The organism is Pseudomonas sp. TE3644 (genome assembly GCF_056278815.1).
The window spans coordinates 1,276,775-1,294,139 of sequence record NZ_JBWBQF010000001.1; the positions used below are offsets into that span (position 1 = coordinate 1,276,775).

A 17,365-nucleotide genomic window follows, 5' to 3' on the forward strand; every position below is an offset into this window, starting at 1 on the left:
CGAATTATTAGGAGAGCAGGATGAAATTCAGTGAACAATGGCTGCGTGGCTGGGTAAGCCCGCAGGTCGACCGCGATGAGCTGGTGGCCCGTCTGTCCATGGCCGGTTTGGAAGTGGACAGCGTCACCCCCGCGGCTGGCGAATTCACCGGCGTGATCGTCGGCGAAGTGCTGAGCACCGAGCAACACCCCGATGCCGACAAGCTGCGCGTATGCCAGGTCAGCAACGGCAGCGAGACCTTCCAGGTTGTCTGCGGCGCGCCCAACGTGCGCCCGGGCCTGAAGATCCCGTTCGCCACCCTGGGCGCCCAGCTGCCCGGTGACTTCAAGATCAAGAAAGCCAAGCTGCGTGGCGTTGAGTCCAACGGCATGCTGTGCTCGCAGTCCGAGCTGCAAGTGGGCGAGGGCAACGACGGCTTGATGGAACTGCCGGCCGACGCGCCGGTGGGCCAGGACTTCCGCGTGTACCTGGGCCTGGACGATGCCAGCATCGAGGTCGACCTGACCCCGAACCGCGGCGACTGCCTGTCCCTGGCCGGCCTGGCCCGCGAAGTGGGTGCGCTGTACGCCGCCCCTGTCGCTCGCCCAGTCGTGCCTGCCGTGGCACCGGTCAATGATGAAGTGCGTCCGGTAGACGTGCTGGCACCTGCTGCCTGCCCGCGTTACCTGGGCCGCGTCATCCGCAACGTCGACCTGTCCAAGCCGACTCCGCTGTGGATGGTGGAACGTCTGCGTCGCAGCGACGTGCGCAGCATCGACGCTGCCGTCGACATCACCAACTACGTGATGATCGAACTGGGTCAACCGCTGCACGCCTTCGACCTGGCTGAAATCAACGGCGGTATCCGTGTGCGCATGGCCGAGGAGGGCGAGAAGCTCGTCCTGCTGGACGGTCAGGAAGTCACCCTGCGTGCCGACACCCTGGTCATCGCCGACCACAGCCGTGCCCTGGCCATCGCCGGTGTCATGGGTGGCGAGCACAGCGGTGTCACCGCCAAGACCCGCGACATCTTCCTGGAAAGTGCGTTCTTCGATCAGATCGCCGTCGCCGGCAAGGCCCGTTCCTACGGCCTGCACACCGATGCCTCGCACCGCTACGAGCGTGGCGTGGACTTCAACCTGGCCCGTGAAGCCATGGAGCGTGCCACTGGCCTGCTGCTGGAAATCACCGGGGGTGAGCCTGGCCCGATCATCGAGACCGTCAGCCAGCAACACCTGCCGAACATCGCGCCGATCACCCTGCGTGCCGAGCGCGTCAGCCAGATGCTGGGCATGGACATGCCGGCTGCGCAGATCGAAAGCCTGATCGCCGCCCTGGGCCTGGGCATTGTTGCCGAAGGCGAAGGCCAATGGCGCGTTGAAGTGCCAAGCCACCGCTTCGACATCAGCCTGGAAGTGGACCTGATCGAAGAACTGGCGCGTCTGTACGGTTACAACCACCTGCCGGTTCGTTACCCGCAAGCCCGCCTGGCCCCGCAAGCCAAGGCCGAAGCCCGTGGCGAACTGCCCGAGCTGCGTCGCCTGCTGGTTGCCCGCGGCTACCAGGAAGCGATCACTTACAGCTTCATCGATCCGAAGTGGTTCGTGCTGTTCAACCCAGGTGTCGAGCCGCTGCTGCTGGCCAACCCGATCTCCAACGACATGGCTGCCATGCGCAGTTCGTTGCTGCCGGGCCTGGTCAAGGCGTTGCAACACAACCTCAACCGTCAGCAGAACCGCGTGCGTCTGTTCGAAAGCGGCCTGCGTTTCGTGGGGCAGCTGGACGGCCTGAAGCAAGAGCCGATGCTGGCCGGCCTGATCTGCGGTTCGCGCCTGCCGGAAGGCTGGGCACAAGGCCGTGACGTGGTCGACTTCTTCGACGCCAAGGCCGACGTGGAAGCCGTTTTGGGCTTCGCCGGCGCGCTGCAGCAGTTCAGCTTCGAGCCAGGCAAGCACCCGGCGCTGCACCCAGGCCAAACCGCACGTATCGTGCGCGAAGGTCGCGAAGTCGGCTACCTCGGTGCCCTGCACCCAGAGCTGGTCAAGGCCCTGGGCCTGGACCGCGCGGTATTCGTGTTCGAGCTGGTGCTGGCCGAAGTGGCCGAAGGCAAACTGCCGAAGTTCTCGGAGCTGTCGCGCTTCCCGGAAGTGCGCCGCGACCTGGCCTTGGTAGCCGATATTCAAGTGCCTTCGAGCGCCGTACTGCAGGTTATTCGTGAAAATGCAGGGGAATGGCTCACAGACCTCAGCCTGTTTGACGTCTACCAAGGTAAAGGTATTGATCCCAATAGAAAAAGCCTTGCAGTTGGCTTGACCTGGCAGCATCCATCGCGCACTCTTAATGACGATGAGGTGAATTCCACGACGCAAGCTATCCTCACCTCGCTCGAACAAAGGTTGAATGCCACGTTAAGGAAGTAGCGCATGGGGGCTCTGACGAAAGCTGAGATGGCCGAGCGTCTTTACGAAGAGCTGGGTCTGAACAAACGGGAGGCCAAGGAATTGGTCGAACTGTTTTTCGAGGAAATCAGGCACGCTCTGGAAGACAACGAGCAGGTCAAACTGTCCGGTTTCGGAAACTTTGACCTGCGCGACAAGCGCCAGCGGCCTGGCCGCAACCCGAAAACCGGTGAGGAAATCCCGATCACGGCTCGCCGTGTGGTCACCTTTCGTCCAGGGCAGAAGTTGAAGGCCCGAGTTGAGGCATATGCTGGAACCAAGTCATAACGACGAGCTTCCGCCGATTCCTGGCAAACGCTACTTCACCATTGGTGAGGTCAGTGAACTTTGCGCTGTAAAACCCCACGTACTACGGTACTGGGAACAGGAATTCCCCCAGCTTAACCCGGTCAAGCGCCGCGGAAACCGCCGGTATTATCAGCGCCAGGACGTGCTGATGATCCGGCAGATCCGCGCCTTGCTGTACGACCAGGGCTTCACCATTGGCGGTGCGCGGTTGCGCATGTCCAGTGACGAAGCCAAGGACGACACCACCCAGTACAAGCAGCTGATTCGGCAGATGATCTCCGAGTTGGAAGACGTGCTGGTGGTACTGAAAAAGTAATAATTAGCATCAAGAAAATACTTCCACTTTTCAAAAGCTTGCGGTATATTCTTGATCGTTCCCTTCAACAAGGAACGCGTTTTTAGCAACAAGATTCACGCCTAGTCGGGGCGTAGCGCAGTCCGGTAGCGCACTAGCATGGGGTGCTAGGGGTCGAGTGTTCGAATCACTCCGTCCCGACCATATTCCTCAAAAAAGCCCAGCCTTCACAGGTTGGGCTTTTTTGTATCTGCGATTCAGGGCTCAGTCCCGGGATGCCGTAACCGTGTTGTACCAGTCACCACATCGACGTGAGACTGAGTCATCGTGCATCCATTAGGGCCTTGTACTTGCTCTCGATATGTAACTTTAAGTCCGCCAGCGTCATACGAAAGAGTCTATCCGGCAGCTCATCCAGACGTAGAGTGAATTCCCTGAACGTCCCATCTGGATTCAGCAGGGTAGCTACAAGTTCTCGATCTGGCTGGTCCTCAAAGGGGCGGAAGTTCAGGCGTAGCAGCGGGTAATGAGTCATTGGCTTTTCCTTGTCCAAGTCGTTTTTGTCAGCGAGTGGTGCAAGGGGCGGAGCCCCTAGTGGCTTCAGCTCTTGTCTTGCAAGCGCCAGCGTAGTTCTCTGCGGTGCTGACGCTCGATCTCATTTACGAGACCAAAGACGGTTTCATCCGCCACGCCTGGGGTTACATCCGGGTCGCGGCCATAGTGTCGGAACTCGCTGATTGTGTGGTCCGGGTGTTTTAAGAATGCTTTCAGCGGCCAGTTGGGCCATTCGTCAGCTCTGCCGAAAGTGATGGATGACAGCGTGAACGTGCTTGTTTGTTCGGCATTCTCAACCCGGGATTCCAGGTACGCTTTTATCTGTCCCAAGGTCATGTTTTCCATGATGTCGGGTTTGTCCGGGAAATTTCGCATTGAATCGCGCAGGCGGATCGTGTCCCAGCCTGGGCAGTCCAGTTCGGCTTCTACTATCCAATTCGGCCACTCATCAATCATGCCGACCATGATCTCTTCCACGAAGTATTCGTCCATGGTTGTCGCACTCCAAACTCTTGCGTTAGTGGAGCTTGGATACTATCTCCACGTCCCGAAGGGTTGCATATGGCAGGGATTCCCCATCGTCGTAACCGCCATGGGTTGGAAACGCTGCACTGGAGACAGTCTATAAAAGGGGGGCATGAAAGTGGGGGGCGCGATCACTGGAGGAGAGTGGCGCCGCGGGGGGCGATTTACGGTTTTGCTGGAAGGGGCGATGCCAGGTCATGTGCTGCGCAAGCCCGATGCACGCTGCATAGTCAGCGGTGCCTTTAAGGGCCAGCGCAGCCTTCGGCAGCGGCTACGATGCCAGTTGCTTTTGCTGTTGAGCTTGCGCAGCTCTTCATAGGTGGCCGACTGCTCGACCACTGCCACGCATACGGCAAGTGCCACGAAACCCTTGGAAAAAACACGCTTGCGGCGCCGTTTGGATGGGAAGGTGGGCCAGTCCAGCAGCGCTGTGATCAGATCGAAGAGGTCTTGCATTGCGTCCCTGCCAGGTCAATGTCCGGTGCATCCTGATGTTCGCGCAAGCACGTGGCAACCCGCTGTTCCTGCAGGGTTAGTAGGCCAAGCCTGCGTGGGTTGCAGCACATCCAGCAGGAACAGAGCTTGCCATGGTTGGCGAACATGCCCGCACCTTGGGGCGTGCCTTGGGTCCCGTCCCACAAGCGGGTCTGGTGATGTGCGTAGTATTTCGCCTTGATTCGACGCGTGTCGTGTCGTCCTTGAGCTCTCGACATATCAGCCTCCAATAGCCAAAGACGACAAAGCCCCGGCAAATGGCTTTGGCGAGGCTGGCGATTTGGAAGGCGTGATGCTACGAGGAAATAGTGGCAAAGCTTGGCTGAGCGAGTCAAGTCATCAGTCGGCGTAGTATTGGCTCAATGAATGAATTTCGCAGCTGTGAACGCAATCACGGCCACTGCAGTTGCCGTGCTGAAAAACCATGTTGTCTGGTTGGTGAATCCCTCTGCCATAGCCGTTTTCAGTTCGGCAATGTCCGTTTTGGTCGCCATGTTCTTCTCAACGCTTTCAAACCGGGTTTCCAAGCGTATAAGTTTTTCCTTGATTTCCGTCGTGGCATTTTCCAATGCGGTAACGCGAGCTTCCATTTCATCATCTCCTGGGGGGAGGTCCCCACCGTTAGTGGAGCGACCAATCTTCCGCGACTTTCTGGCTGCACCGAATGAGGCAGCCGAAGCGTTCGAACTCATCCATCCCTGTCGTGATTGAATGTGCAAGTCATCAGGGTAGGGCTGTGGTTCGAACGCTTCAAGGGTGGCCAGCGAAATCAGAACGGTCCTACGCGGGGTCTGACAGAATGGTAGGTGCCTGCATCACGAATGCTCCGAAGCCACCCCCATCACCTCCCGCGCCCGATGCCGCTCCTCCACCAGCGGAATCTCCTGATGCTGCGCGTCATACAGCTTCCCGCCACTGAAATAATCCCCCTCTCGCAACGCCGCCACATCCCGATACTGCAAGCTGCGCTCGGTACCCGCGACAAACACCGACTGCTGATCGGAGTTGCCCGCCGTGAAGTGGTTGTACGTCAGGTTCAGCACAATCGCCATGATCGCCGAAGAACTGATCCCCGAGTGAAAGATGGTCGCGAACCAGGTGGGAAAATGATCGTAAAAATTCGGTGCGGCGATGGGGATCATGCCAAAGCCAATCGAGGTGGCGACGATGATCAGGTTCATGTTGTTGCGGTAGTCGACCTTGGACAGGGTGCGAATGCCGCTGGCCGCCACGGTACCGAACAGCACGATGCCGGCACCGCCCAGCACCGAAGTCGGCACGGCGGCAATGATGCGGCCCATCACCGGCAACAGGCCAAGGATGACCAGGAACACGCCGCCGGTAGCCACCACATAGCGGCTTTTCACCCCGGTGACCGCCACCAGGCCCACGTTTTGGGCGAAGGCGCTCTGGGTGAACGAGCCGAAGATGGGCGCCAGCAGGCTGGACAGCATGTCGGCGCGCAGGCCGTTGCCCAGGCGTTTGGCGTCGACCTTGGTGCCGATAATTTCACCCACGGCGAGGATGTCGGCGGAAGTTTCCACCAAGGTCACCATGATGACGATGCACATGGAGATGATCGCCGCCACATGGAAGCTCGGCATGCCGAAGTGAAACGGGCTGGGCAAACCAAACACTGGGCCCTGGCTGACGGTGGAGAAGTCGGCCATGCCCAGCAGGCTGGCGATCACCGTGCCGATGACCATCGCCAGCAGAATCGACAGCCGCGAGACGGCCGCACTGCCGACCTTGCTCAGCAGCAGCACCAGCACCAGGGTCAGCGCGGCCAGGCCGATGTTGCCCATGCTGCCGAAATCCTCGGCGCGGCTGTTGCCGCCCATGGCCCAGCGCGCCGCCACCGGCATCAGTGTCAGGCCGATGGTGGTGATGACGATGCCCGTGACCAATGGCGGAAAGAAGCGGGTGATGCGCGAGAACACTGGCGTGATCAGCAGGCCAATCAATGACGCCGCCATTACCGCACCCAGAATCGAGGCCACGCCGCCGCCTTCCTGGCTGCCGACGATCGCCACCATGGTCGCCACCCCCGAGAACGATACCCCTTGCACCAGCGGCAACTGGCAGCCGAAAAATGGCACCCCCAGGGTTTGCAGCAAGGTGGCAAGGCCACCGGCAAACAGCGAGGCGGCTACCAGCAGGCCGATTTCAGCGGGTGACAGCCCCGCCGCCTGGCCAATGATCAACGGTACGGCGACGATCCCGCCGTACATGGTCAACACGTGTTGCAGCCCGTACGCCATGTTGGCGAACAGGCCCAGGTTTTCATCTTCGGGGCGGACAGCGGCTGGCGGGGACTCGATCATGATGGTGGTACCCTGATTTTTGTTGTGGGCTTACTGTATTCAATGTTGGTCGCATATGTCCATATTGATTGTATACAATTCGTCGGCCTGTGAATCTCCAGGCCGCGGGGCCCACCGAGGGCGTACAGAACCGAGTTTGTGGTATATCCTGCGCGCCCGATAAGGACGCAGATCTACAGGACGTTACATGCTCAAATGGATTGGCAAGGTGCTGGGCAGCAGCGCTGGCGCGACTTCCCCAGCCCCCACCGCGGTCTGGCTGCAACGCCTGCACACTTACCTGGCACCCCTGGATAGATTGTCCGGCGGCGGGTTGGCCGGCGAGGTACTGGCTTATGTCCGCGATGGCGATGGCCCGCAGGTACTGAGCGAGTTGGCGCGGCTCGATGGTGTTGCTGACGCGCTGCATCTGATGCAAGGGCACGCTTGCCGCGTCGGCAGCCTGGGCCCCGCGCTGTATGACGACATGACCGGCGTGTCACCCACGCAGCTGCTGCGCTGGGCCCGCGCCTTGCAGGCCGCTGCCGCTCAACTGCGCCACCCGCGCTTCGGCATCCCCATGGCGGACGGGTCGCACTGGGCCGAGATCCTGTTGATGCACAGCGTCGACCGGCGCCGTGATCCCCGCGCGGACGTCAGCCGGATTTGCCAGTGCATCGACGCTACGCTGATGGAGGCTACGCTGGTGGAGGCGCAGTTGCCCCCCACCGCGTTGCTGACCGCCTGTTTCGGCGGCACCCATCTGGGGTTTGCCTGCGATTACGGTATCTATCTGATCAAGAACCTGCCGGGTTATTCCGAGTGGGTGGTGCGCCATGCCGATGTCTTGCGGCCTCTGGTGCTGGCCGGGGATATGTACACCAAGTCCCAGGTCATGGCATTGATGACCACCCTCGATCTGGCTGCCTTGGGCGCGCTGGCCGTGCCGCTGTGCGAGATGGCCTGTGGCGGTAACCGTGAAGTGCGCGAACAGGCCGAGCCACTGGTGCGCGCCTGCCAGGGCGGGGCGCTGGCGCCGTTATCGAACCTGGCGCGCCAGGGTAAGCCGGAGCAGCGCAGTCATGCCCTGCGCCTGCTCTGGGCTTTTGCCGATCAGGCCCAGGACGCCGCACTGCGCACACAGGTGCTGGACCTGGCCCGCCAGGATCGCGCCGCCTCGGTGCGCAGCCTGATTGACGAATGGCAGGCACCCGAGGTCGCCACCCCATTGGCGGTTGACTATGACGTGCCGGTGATTGATTGGGCGGTTCGCCTTACCGCAGCTCAGCTCGACGCGCTCGAGCAGCTGTGCGTCGCGCTCAATGACGATGATCGCACCGCCGTCAGCCTGGACGCGCTCACTGCCTACCTGGGCAGCGCAGACGTGAGCGTACCGACAGCGGCGTCCCCTGTCAGCGACTACAGGCTTGCTCCCGTCATCGAAGCATTGGCGCAGAGCCAGGCAATGACGCCGGTGCTGCTGTTCAAGGTGCTGGTGTTCTTCGACGCCCTGCAGGCACCCAGCGGTGGCCTGGGCGGGGCGGCGCAGGCGGGATTTGATGCGCTCCACCTGACCTGCGGCCAGCCAACCTTGATGGGCCTGGCCCAGTTGCTGGTGGCCAGCGGTCGCGATGGCGATGTGCTGTGGCGCGACCACTGCCGCTTTTCCTTTGCCGACGTGTGGGGGGACGATGCCGTGGTGCCTTACCTGGCGCTGCATGTGCAGGGGCTGGAGCACGCCCTGGCCCATCTCGATGACTATTTCAGCTCCACGGTGTACCGCGCCATTGCGCGTGTGGCACCGTTGGCAGCGCCGTTGCTTGAGCGGGTGTTCGCCATCGCCCTGGGCGCCAATCAAGTCGAGCGCGTGCAGGCTCAGCGCGCCTTGGCACAGGTGCCCGGCAAGGAGAGCTGGCTGCTCGCCGGCCTTGCCTCGGGCAAGGCCGACGTACGTTTGCAGTCCGCCCAGTGGCTGGGCAGGGTGGGCCATGAGCCCGCCGTTGCCGCCTTGGAGCAGACACTGGCCAAAGAGAAAAACGACGCCGTGCGCACCGCCCTGCTGGACGTACTGGAAGGCCTGGGGCAGCCCGTGGAGCAATACCTGGATCGCCATCAGTGGCTGGCCGAATGCACACGCGCAGCCGCCAAGGGCGTACCCAAGGACCTCACCTGGTTCCCATGGGATACCCTGCCAGGGCTCCGCTGGGCCGACACTGACGAGCCACTGCCCTTGGCAGCGGTACAGGGCATGCTCGCCCAGGCGGTCAAGCTCAAAAGCGCCGAACCAGGGGCTTCGTTGCGACGCTTCTGTAGCCTATTCGCCCCCCATGAGCGCGAGGCGTTTGGTCAGTTCGTGCTGCAAGCGTGGCTGCAGGAAGACACCCGCCCCATCCCTGCGCAACAGGCTCAGGCCCTGGCCGACAGCCGGGCGCACTCGACCTTGCAGTACATTCAGCGCTATCCCCAGCACTACCAGGGCAGCCCACTGCTGGGCAAAAGCCACGCAGAACTGGTCGCACGTTTCCTGCCCGCCCTGCTGCGCCAGCCCGCGGGCTCGGCGGTGGCCAGCAAAGGGCTGCTGGCCGTGGTGGCGGCCTGCGCCGGCGCCCAGGCCGCGCCCCTGGCCTTGCGCTACCTCAAGACCTTCTACGGCACCCGCGCGCACCAGGGCAAGGCGCTGATCGCCATGCTGGGCTGGATTGACCACGACTCGGCTGCTCAGGCCCTGCTGTCGCTGGCCAGCCGTTTCCGCACGCGCAGCTTCCAGCAAGAGGCAATCACCCACGCCAGAGCGCTGGCCAAGCGCAAGGGCTGGGCCGTGGCGCAGCTGGCCGACCGAACCCTGCCGTCCGCAGGCTTCGATGAGCAGGGTGTGCTGGAGCTCAGTTACGGCGAGCGCAGTTTCACCGCCCGCCTGCTGCCGGATTTCAGCGTGGAGCTGTTCAATGGCGACGGCAAGAAAATCGCTGCATTGCCAGAGCCTCGCCAGGACGACGACGCCGAGGAAGCCAAGGCGTCGAAGCAGCACTACAGCGGCGTCAAGAAAGCCCTGGCCACCATCGTCCAGCAGCAGACCGCACGGCTCTATGATGCGTTGTGCACGGGGCGGGACTGGGCGTTCGCCGACTGGCAGCGGTACCTCAATCAGCACCCCGTGATGCGCCACCTGTTGCAGCGCCTGATCTGGGTGCAGGTCGAGAACGACCAGGTGGTGGCGATCTTCCGGCCCCTGGACGACGGCAGCCTCACCGACAGCGATGACAACCCCCTGCAACTGGGCGACGAAGCTCGGGTGCGTCTGGCCCACGAATCACTGTTGAGCGCAGACGAAGTGGCCCAGTGGCAGTCGCATCTGGTGGATTACGCGGTGACGCCACTGTTCCAGCAACTGGGCAAAGGCGTGTATCGCTTGCCCGAGGCGCCAGATGATCCCTATACGCTGAAGGATTTCCAGGGGCATTTGCTGGACACCTTCGCCTTGCGCAACCGGGCGCAGAAACTGGGCTACACCCGCGGGGGCACCGAGGACGGTGGCTGGTTCTACACCTATGAAAAATCCTTCGTCAGCCTGGGCCTGGCGGCGGTCATCCGCTTCACCGGCAACCCATTGCCCGAAACCAACCGTACCGTGGCCTTGCTGGACCTCACCTTCTACCGCCGCGATCAGTCGCTGGACCTGGCCGACGTGCCGCCCATCCTGTTGTCCGAGTGCTACCACGACCTGCGCCTGATAGCGGCACAGGGCACCGGCTTCGACCCCCAATGGAAGACGCGCAGTGAATATTGACGCCCCCCTCAAGGCGCCGGCCGAGCAGGCCCACGCCGCCGAATTGAGTCGCCTGCAGCAACACGATGCCGGGCCGCGTCCCCAAGGCTGGAAGCTCTCGCCCCGTGCCGTGCGCGCGTTCATTCTGGGCGATGCGGGCGTGCAGGTGTCACGCAAGTTCTACGGTGATGATGCACTGGTCGACCGCTGCATCGTGACCTTGATGAGCAACCGCGGCCTGATGTTGGTAGGCGAGCCGGGCACCGCCAAGTCCATGCTGTCGCAGCTGTTGGCCGCCGCCATCAGCGGGCATTCGTTGTGCACGGTGCAGGGCACCGCAGGCACCAGCGAAGAGCAGATCCGCTATGCCTGGAACTACGCCTTGCTGCTGGCCGAAGGCCCCACCCAGCGCGCGCTGGTGCGTGGCCCCCTGTACGAGGCCATGAGCCGCGGCACCCTGTGCCGGGTAGAGGAAATCACCCGCATTCAACCTGAGATCCAGGACAGCCTGATCAGCCCCATGTCGGACAAGGTGCTGCACGTGCCTGAGCTCAGCGGCCCCCAGGCCACCGTGTTTGCCGCGCCGGGCTTCAATATCCTGGCCACCGCCAACCTGCGCGATCGGGGTGTGCACGAGATGTCCAGTGCCCTCAAGCGCCGCTTCAATTTCGAGACCGTGCGCCCCATCAGCGACCGCCGCCTGGAAACCCAGCTGGTGCGCGAACAGACCCAGGCCTTGTTGCAGCAGGCTCAGGTGCAGGTCGAACTGGGGCCCGACGTACTCGAACTGCTGGTGACCGCTTTCAACGACCTGCGCCACGGCGCCACCGCCGAAGGCACGCTGGTGGAGCGGCCGACCGCTGTCATGTCGGCGGCCGAGGCCGTGGCGGTGGGTTATGCGGCCTGCCTGGACGCGCACTATTTCGGCAGCGGCGAAGTGGGTGGCGAGCACATCGCGCGTCAGCTGATCGGTACCGTGCTCAAGGACAACCCCGAGGATGGCGGCAAACTGAGGCACTATTTCGACGTGGTGGTACGCCAGCGTGCCCGCCAGCAACCGCAATGGCAGCGTGTGCTTGAGGCGCGGCGTGAACTGGAGCGCTAGCCCCTTGCTCGACAGTGCCAGCCTGCGCGCGGTGGGGCAGCGGCTGATCAGCGACGAACTGGTGCTGTTTGGCGTGCGCCATCACAGCCCCGGCTGTGCCTGGCACGTGCAGCAGCTGTTCGCCAGCCATCCGCCCAGCGTCGTCCTGGTGGAAGGCCCGCAATCGTTCGATACGCTGATCCCCTCGCTGGTGCACCCGCAGGCGCGGCTGCCCCTGGCCATCTACACCTATGCGGCGCAGGCGGGTGAGGGGGGCGTGCGGCGCGCGGCGTATTACCCGTTCTGCGAGTATTCCCCCGAATGGGTTGCCCTGCGCGAAGCCGCCAAGCGCGGTATCGCGGCACGCTTCATCGACCTGGAGTACGCCGAGCAGTGTGCCCTTGAATCGGCCACCACGGCGTCTGATCACGAATGCCTGCTGGATGAGCGCCACTACGGGCGCAGCGACCACTTGCAGCGCTTGGCCGGGCAACTGGGCTGCCGCGATCACGAAGCGTTGTGGGAACACCTGTTCGAGGTGCCCGCGACCCGCCGTGACTGGCGCGAACACCTGATCGCCGTGGCGGGCTATTGCCAGCTGACCCGCCTGGACTGCACAGCCAGCCAATTGCAGGCCGATGGCACCCTGGCTCGCGAAGCGCAGATGGCCTGGGAAATCCAGCAGGCCCTGGCAACGCGTGCGCCGGGGGATGGCCCGGTGCTGGTGGTGCTCGGCGGCTTGCATGCCGTGGCGCTGGCCGATTTGCTGGCCGCGCCGGTAGCGCGTCCGGCCAGGCAGGCCGGCGGCGACGGCGAACAGGGTTGTGCACTGATTCGCTACAGCTTTGATCGCCTGGAGCGCTTGAACGGTTACGCGGCGGGCATGAGCGCTCCAGCCTGGCACCAGCGGGTGTGGGAGGCCCAGCTCAAGCAGATCGGTCAGGGCCAGGCAGCGCCGGCCCGCGCGCGGCAGCACGCCGCCCTCGAGGTGCTGTTCGAGGTGGCCGCCGAGGTGCGGGAGCACCAGATTGCCTTGCCCTTGCCGGCCATCAGCGCCGCCTACGAGCAGGTGCTGCGCCTGACCACCCTGCGCGGGCGGGATGCGCCCACCCGCGTTGACGTGGAGGACGCCATCATCAGTTGCTTCATCCAGGGCGACGCCGACGCCGAGGGTGCCTGGGTTCGCCAGGCGGCGCAGCGGTGTTTCACCGGCCATGCCCTGGGCCAGGTACCGCCGGGTACGCTGACGCCGCCGCTGGTGCAGGATGTGCTCAACCGCGTCTGGCGGCAGCGCCTGAAAGTGCACGATACCCAACCACGACGTGTGGTGTTGGACCTCTACCGTCGTGCCGAACACCGCCGAACCAGCCAGATGCTGCATGGCCTGGCGTTGCTGGACATTCCCTTTGCTTATCGCCTGCGGGGCCCGGATTTCGCCAGTGGGCACGCCGTGCACTTGTTGCAGGAGCACTGGGAATACAGTTGGTCGGGCAACACCGAGGCCGCCCTGGTAGAAGCCTCGATGATGGGCGTCAGCCTGCCCCAGGCCGTCGCCTGGCGCTTTGCCCAGCAGTTGGAAGGGGCGATGCGCGATGGCAAGGCTGACGCCCAGGCGGCCACTTCCCTGATGGTGCAGGCCTGTGTGCTGGGTTTGCAGGGCCAGCTGGATTTGGTGCTGAGTTGGCTGAGCGAAGCCCTGGGCGCGGATGGCCAATTCGACCGGCTGGTGGCAGCCGCCGGCAGCCTGGCAGTGTTGCTGGAGGCCCGCGAGCCGCTGCAGACGGCCGGGCTTGCAGGCTTGGGGGCCATGCTGGCGCGTGCCTATGAACGAGCCATTTACCTGGGGGGACAGGCGCCGGGGCAGGGCGATCCGATGGGCTATATCCAGTGCCTGCTGCACCTGCGCGAACTGCTGCTGGGGCCGGCTGGCCACGGGCTGGAAAGCGAGTTGTATTGGCACATGGTCTCCAGCGCCTATCAGCGCCCGGCCAATGCCCTGGTGCGCGGTGCCTGCGCCGGGCTGCTGTATCTGGCCACGCGCTTGAGCCCCGCGCAACTGGCCAGCGACCTGGCAGGGCATCTGCGCGGCCTGGCCGAGCCCCAGCAGGCCGTGGCCTTCGTACGCGGTCTGCTGGCGACTGCCCGGGAAACGGCGTGGCAACTCCCCGAACTGCTGCGGGTGCTGGACACCCTGTTTGCCGAGTGGGGCCAGGAGCAGTTTGTCGCGTGCCTGCCCGAATTGCGTCTGGCCTTCGCCGACCTGACGCCGCGTGAAACCGACCGCGTCGCCAGCCAAGTGGCCGCGCTTCATGGCGGCCGCGACCTGGGCAGCCTGCGCGCCGACGCGGTGACGGCCGAGCAGATGCAGGCCAATCTGAGGGCGTCGGGCCAACTGCTGCAGGTCTTGGCCGCTGATGGCCTGGACGGCTGGGTGAACGCATGACGCCCCTGGAGCGCTGGCGCCTGGTGCTGGGCAAGTACGCCGATGCGCCGCTGGGCGAGCAGGGGGCAGGGGCCAGCCTGCACGGGGCGGCCGCGCGGATGGACGCGGCCCTGGAGTACCTGTACGGCCGTGAGTACCAGGGCCGAGGCACGCGCGAGGATGGCCGGGACGGCTCTCTGGAGCCCTCGCAGGTCACCCTGGTGACGTGGCTGGGGGAGGTGCGCGAGCTGTTCCCCACAGCCACTGTGGAGGTCATCGAACAGCATGCCCTGGACCGTTACGGCCTGACCGAACTGGTCACCGACCCGCAGGCCCTGGAGCGTCTGGAACCCAATCAGGCGTTGCTGCGCACCTTGCTTGCCGTGCGCAGCCACCTGCACGGCGAAGTGTTGCAGATGGCGCGGGGCATCGTGCGCCAGGTGCTGCAGCAGATTCGCCTGCGGCTCGAACCGCAGGTGCGCCAGGTGCTGTCGGGGCGCCTTGACCGCCAGCGCCACTCGCCGCTGGCGGTTGCGCGCAACTTCGATGCCTGGGGCACGGTGCGCCGTAACCTCAAACACTACGACACGCAACAGCGCCGCCTGGTGGTGGAGAAGCTCTATTACTTCGCGCGCAATACCCGCCGCCTGCCCTGGGACGTCATCCTGTGCGTAGACCAGAGCGCCAGCATGGCTGACTCGGTGATTCATGCGGCGGTGATGGCGGGCATTCTGGCGGGGCTCCCGGCGCTGCGGGTCAAGATCGTGGTCTTCGACACGGCAGTGGTAGACCTCAGTGGTTATGTTGACGACCCGGTGGAGCTGTTGATGCGTGTGCAGTTGGGCGGTGGTACCGACATTGGCCAGGCGCTGCGCTACTGCGCCCAGTGGGTGGAAAATCCCCAGCGCACGGCGTTGGTGTTGATCAGCGATTTCTACGAAGGGGGCTCGGCCAGTGAAATGCTGCGCCGCGTAAAGCAATTGACCGAGGCACGGGTGACGCTGCTCGGCCTGGCGGCCTTGGACGAGCAGGGCGAACCGCGCTATGACCGGCACATGGCGGCGCAATTGGCCGAATGCGGCATGACCACGGCGGCCCTCAGCCCACAGGGCCTGGCGCAATGGCTGCTCAAGGTGATCTCGTGAGCGAACTCAGGCAGGCATTGTTGGCCCAGCTGTCGCGCCTCGACGAGGCGGCGTTCGTCGCGCTGGCCAATCGCGGATTGTACCGCCGCGCCTGCAAGGACCTGGACAGCCACCCGCCCAGCCTGCGCGAGGAGGCAGCAGATGAGCTGGTGCTTGAGTGTGACGGCCATAGGGTGTGCTTCGACGCGCGCGGTGTGGCCTTTGCCCGCTGCGCGTGCCCGGCCAGTGGCGTGTGCCAGCACATCCTCACGGCGGCCCTGAGCCTGCAGCAGGCGCCGCAGGATGCGCTGCCTAACGTGGCCGTGCAGCAGGCGCATTTGTCCGAACTGCGTCAGGCGTTGCTCGACATCCCCCACGCTCAACTGCTCAAACACGCCGGCAAGGCCGGGTATCGATGGGCATTCGAGTGGGTACAGGGGCTGGAGCGCCAGCAGGCGCTGCAGGTGACCGGGCAGCAGCACTTGGTGATCACCCTGGGCCAGCCGCCTGTGACGCTGCGCTATCTGGGCGGCCCTTTGCAGGGCATGCTGGTTGAGCCGGCGGCTACGGCCCGCACCCGCTATCAGGTGGCCGCGGTGTTGGCTGTGCAGCACGCCGCAGGGCAGGGCTGGGTGGCGCCGCAACCGGTGGCGCGGGCAACCGAGGATGCCGGGGCCTCGCCCCACGAGGCTTCCCGACACCGGTTGCGTCAGCAGGCCCGGCAGCTGCTGGAGGCCGCCGTGGGGTTGGGGCTGGCGCACCTGTCAGCAGCCATGCAGCAGCGTTTCGTGACCCTGGCCGTGTGGGCCCGGGGGGCGCACTACCCGCGGCTGGCCCTGTCGTTGCAGCGCCTGGCCGATCAGGTGCAGCAACTGCTCGAACGCTCGGCGGGGGCAGACACTCAGCGGCTGTTGCATGAGCTGAGCCGTTGCTACGGTTTGCTGCAGGCGCTGCACAGCGCCGCCGCCCGTGGCCAGGCACCTGCGCACCTGGTTGGGCAAGTGCGCTCTCGCTATGTGCCCACGGCCTCGCTGGAATTGTGGGGGCTGGGTGCCAGTGCCTGGCGATCCGCCTCCGGCTATCTGGGGCTGACCCTGCTGTTCTGGAGCCCGGCGCAGCAGGGTTTCCTGTCGGCCAGCGAGGTGCGGCCGCAGCTACAGGGCGGTGTCGATCCGCTGCTGCGCTACACCCTGCCAGGCCCCTGGACCGGGTTGGGCTCGCCGGCACAGGCCAGCGGAAGGCGGCTATCGTTGCAAAGCGCGCAGGTCAATGCCCAGGGGCGCCTGTCGCTCGCCGAATCCGTGGTGGCGGTGGTTCACGGGGAGCTGACGGCTGCCCAGTTGCAGCAGTTGCCGGCCATCAGCGATTGGCAACAATTGCCCCATCGGCACCGGGCCTGTGATCACAGCCTGCTGGCGTCTGCGCAGCCGATGCTCGATTGGGTGGTGCTGGCGCCGGCGGGCATGGATGCCTTGCATTTTGATCCGGCGCGGCAGGTGCTGGTGTGGCCGATGCGCGACCTCAACGGTGCGTGGTTGAACCTGGAACTCAGCTACTCGCCCTACACCCGGCAGGCCATTGCCAACCTGGAGGCCATGGCCGGGCAACCCTGGCGCCCGGACACCCGCTGGGTGGCCCGCTTGCAGGCCCGGGGGGCAGGCTGGGTGGCCGAGCCGCTGAGTACCTTCTGCCTGGCGGATGGCGCGGTGGTTGACGTGCACTTCGCGCCGTCCTCGCCGCAGCACCCCGCGCTTGTACCCATCCCAGCACCCCAAGCGGAGCGTTCTGTCCCCGATGCGCCGGCGGGCTGCCCGACCCTGGCGGCATTTGCCCTGTGGCTGTGGCAGCAGGCCGAACGCGGTGTTCAGGCCTGCCCGGTACTGGAGCAGGCATTGCAGCAATGGGCCGCGCGCCTGCACGCCGCAGGTTACAGCGCCATCGAGCGCACCGCGCCGGGGACCGGGCTGAGCGCACGTTTGATCATCGCTCATTACCTGTGTCTGCAATACCAGCACCTGGCTCGGGACGCGGATGAGGCACCACACGGCTAATCATTCCTGCTGGGAATCA

The 17,365-nt window shown here is 64.4% G+C and carries 13 protein-coding genes and 1 tRNA gene; 9 read left to right on the forward strand and 5 right to left on the reverse strand.

Features of this window, described 5'->3' with window-relative positions; genetic code table 11:
• Window positions 1-20 precede the first annotated feature (20 nt).
• The 4 genes from pheT to ACZ9GA_RS05875 all read left to right on the forward strand — a co-directional run bounded on the left by pheT (window position 21) and on the right by ACZ9GA_RS05875 (window position 3,225).
• Window positions 21-2,399 (forward strand): phenylalanine--tRNA ligase subunit beta, encoded by a 2,379-nt coding sequence (pheT, locus tag ACZ9GA_RS05860; RefSeq protein WP_457363560.1) that lies wholly within the window; start codon window positions 21-23, stop codon window positions 2,397-2,399.
• Between the two features lie 3 nt (window positions 2,400-2,402).
• Complete coding sequence (ihfA, locus tag ACZ9GA_RS05865; protein WP_002553164.1) at window positions 2,403-2,705, forward strand: integration host factor subunit alpha; 303 nt, start codon at window positions 2,403-2,405, stop codon at window positions 2,703-2,705.
• Window positions 2,686-3,042, forward strand: coding sequence for a MerR family transcriptional regulator (locus ACZ9GA_RS05870; RefSeq protein ID WP_008375355.1), 357 nt, complete (start codon window positions 2,686-2,688; stop codon window positions 3,040-3,042). The genes ihfA and ACZ9GA_RS05870 overlap by 20 nt, the downstream gene beginning before the upstream one ends.
• Before the next feature lie 106 nt (window positions 3,043-3,148).
• A tRNA-Pro gene (locus tag ACZ9GA_RS05875) sits at window positions 3,149-3,225 on the forward strand.
• Window positions 3,226-3,343: 118 nt separating this feature from the next.
• On the opposite strand, the gene ACZ9GA_RS05880 is transcribed toward ACZ9GA_RS05875, so the two are convergent.
• From ACZ9GA_RS05880 to ACZ9GA_RS05900, 5 genes are all read right to left on the reverse strand, one after another.
• Window positions 3,344-3,556: a hypothetical protein gene (locus tag ACZ9GA_RS05880; protein WP_457363559.1), complete on the reverse strand. Its 213-nt coding sequence runs from the start codon at window positions 3,554-3,556 to the stop codon at window positions 3,344-3,346.
• 65 nt (window positions 3,557-3,621) lie between these two features.
• Entirely contained in the window at window positions 3,622-4,068 is a 447-nt protein-coding gene (locus tag ACZ9GA_RS05885; RefSeq protein ID WP_457363558.1) for a hypothetical protein, read from the reverse strand.
• Between the two features lie 228 nt (window positions 4,069-4,296).
• Entirely contained in the window at window positions 4,297-4,557 is a 261-nt protein-coding gene (locus tag ACZ9GA_RS05890) for a hypothetical protein (protein WP_457363557.1), read from the reverse strand.
• A gap of 398 nt (window positions 4,558-4,955) precedes the next feature.
• Window positions 4,956-5,186, reverse strand: coding sequence for a hypothetical protein (locus tag ACZ9GA_RS05895; RefSeq protein WP_457363556.1), 231 nt, complete (start codon window positions 5,184-5,186; stop codon window positions 4,956-4,958).
• A 225-nt stretch (window positions 5,187-5,411) separates the two neighbouring features.
• A complete protein-coding gene (locus ACZ9GA_RS05900; RefSeq protein WP_457363555.1) occupies window positions 5,412-6,920 on the reverse strand; it encodes a nucleobase:cation symporter-2 family protein in 1,509 nt (502 codons plus the stop codon).
• Window positions 6,921-7,107: 187 nt separating this feature from the next.
• On the opposite strand from ACZ9GA_RS05900, the gene ACZ9GA_RS05905 reads away from it, so the two are divergent.
• The 5 genes from ACZ9GA_RS05905 to ACZ9GA_RS05925 are packed head-to-tail and all read left to right on the forward strand — an operon-like array spanning window position 7,108 to window position 17,346.
• The gene (locus ACZ9GA_RS05905) at window positions 7,108-10,686 is read left to right on the forward strand and encodes a DUF4132 domain-containing protein (protein WP_457363554.1); all 3,579 of its coding nucleotides are present in this window, start codon (window positions 7,108-7,110) and stop codon (window positions 10,684-10,686) included.
• On the forward strand, window positions 10,676-11,770 hold the full coding sequence (locus ACZ9GA_RS05910; RefSeq protein WP_457363553.1) for an ATP-binding protein: 1,095 nt from the start codon (window positions 10,676-10,678) through the stop codon (window positions 11,768-11,770). The genes ACZ9GA_RS05905 and ACZ9GA_RS05910 overlap by 11 nt, the downstream gene beginning before the upstream one ends.
• On the forward strand, window positions 11,754-14,192 hold the full coding sequence (locus ACZ9GA_RS05915; RefSeq protein WP_457363552.1) for a DUF5682 family protein: 2,439 nt from the start codon (window positions 11,754-11,756) through the stop codon (window positions 14,190-14,192). The genes ACZ9GA_RS05910 and ACZ9GA_RS05915 overlap by 17 nt, the downstream gene beginning before the upstream one ends.
• Entirely contained in the window at window positions 14,189-15,316 is a 1,128-nt protein-coding gene (locus ACZ9GA_RS05920) for a VWA domain-containing protein (RefSeq protein ID WP_457363551.1), read from the forward strand. The genes ACZ9GA_RS05915 and ACZ9GA_RS05920 overlap by 4 nt, the downstream gene beginning before the upstream one ends.
• On the forward strand, window positions 15,313-17,346 hold the full coding sequence (locus tag ACZ9GA_RS05925; protein ID WP_457363550.1) for a hypothetical protein: 2,034 nt from the start codon (window positions 15,313-15,315) through the stop codon (window positions 17,344-17,346). The genes ACZ9GA_RS05920 and ACZ9GA_RS05925 overlap by 4 nt, the downstream gene beginning before the upstream one ends.
• Window positions 17,347-17,365 lie beyond the last annotated feature (19 nt).

Bases quoted from the DNA above. Each gene is read 5' to 3' on its own strand.
- pheT (WP_457363560.1), top strand. From the start codon at position 21: ATGAAATTCAGTGAACAATGGCTGCGTGGCTGGGTAAGCCCGCAGGTC.
- ihfA (WP_002553164.1), top strand. From the start codon at position 2,403: ATGGGGGCTCTGACGAAAGCTGAGATGGCCGAGCGTCTTTACGAAGAG.
- ACZ9GA_RS05870 (WP_008375355.1), top strand. From the start codon at position 2,686: ATGCTGGAACCAAGTCATAACGACGAGCTTCCGCCGATTCCTGGCAAA.
- ACZ9GA_RS05880 (WP_457363559.1), bottom strand. From the start codon at position 3,556: ATGACTCATTACCCGCTGCTACGCCTGAACTTCCGCCCCTTTGAGGAC.
- ACZ9GA_RS05885 (WP_457363558.1), bottom strand. From the start codon at position 4,068: ATGGACGAATACTTCGTGGAAGAGATCATGGTCGGCATGATTGATGAG.
- ACZ9GA_RS05890 (WP_457363557.1), bottom strand. From the start codon at position 4,557: ATGCAAGACCTCTTCGATCTGATCACAGCGCTGCTGGACTGGCCCACC.
- ACZ9GA_RS05895 (WP_457363556.1), bottom strand. From the start codon at position 5,186: ATGGAAGCTCGCGTTACCGCATTGGAAAATGCCACGACGGAAATCAAG.
- ACZ9GA_RS05900 (WP_457363555.1), bottom strand. From the start codon at position 6,920: ATGATCGAGTCCCCGCCAGCCGCTGTCCGCCCCGAAGATGAAAACCTG.
- ACZ9GA_RS05905 (WP_457363554.1), top strand. From the start codon at position 7,108: ATGCTCAAATGGATTGGCAAGGTGCTGGGCAGCAGCGCTGGCGCGACT.
- ACZ9GA_RS05920 (WP_457363551.1), top strand. From the start codon at position 14,189: ATGACGCCCCTGGAGCGCTGGCGCCTGGTGCTGGGCAAGTACGCCGAT.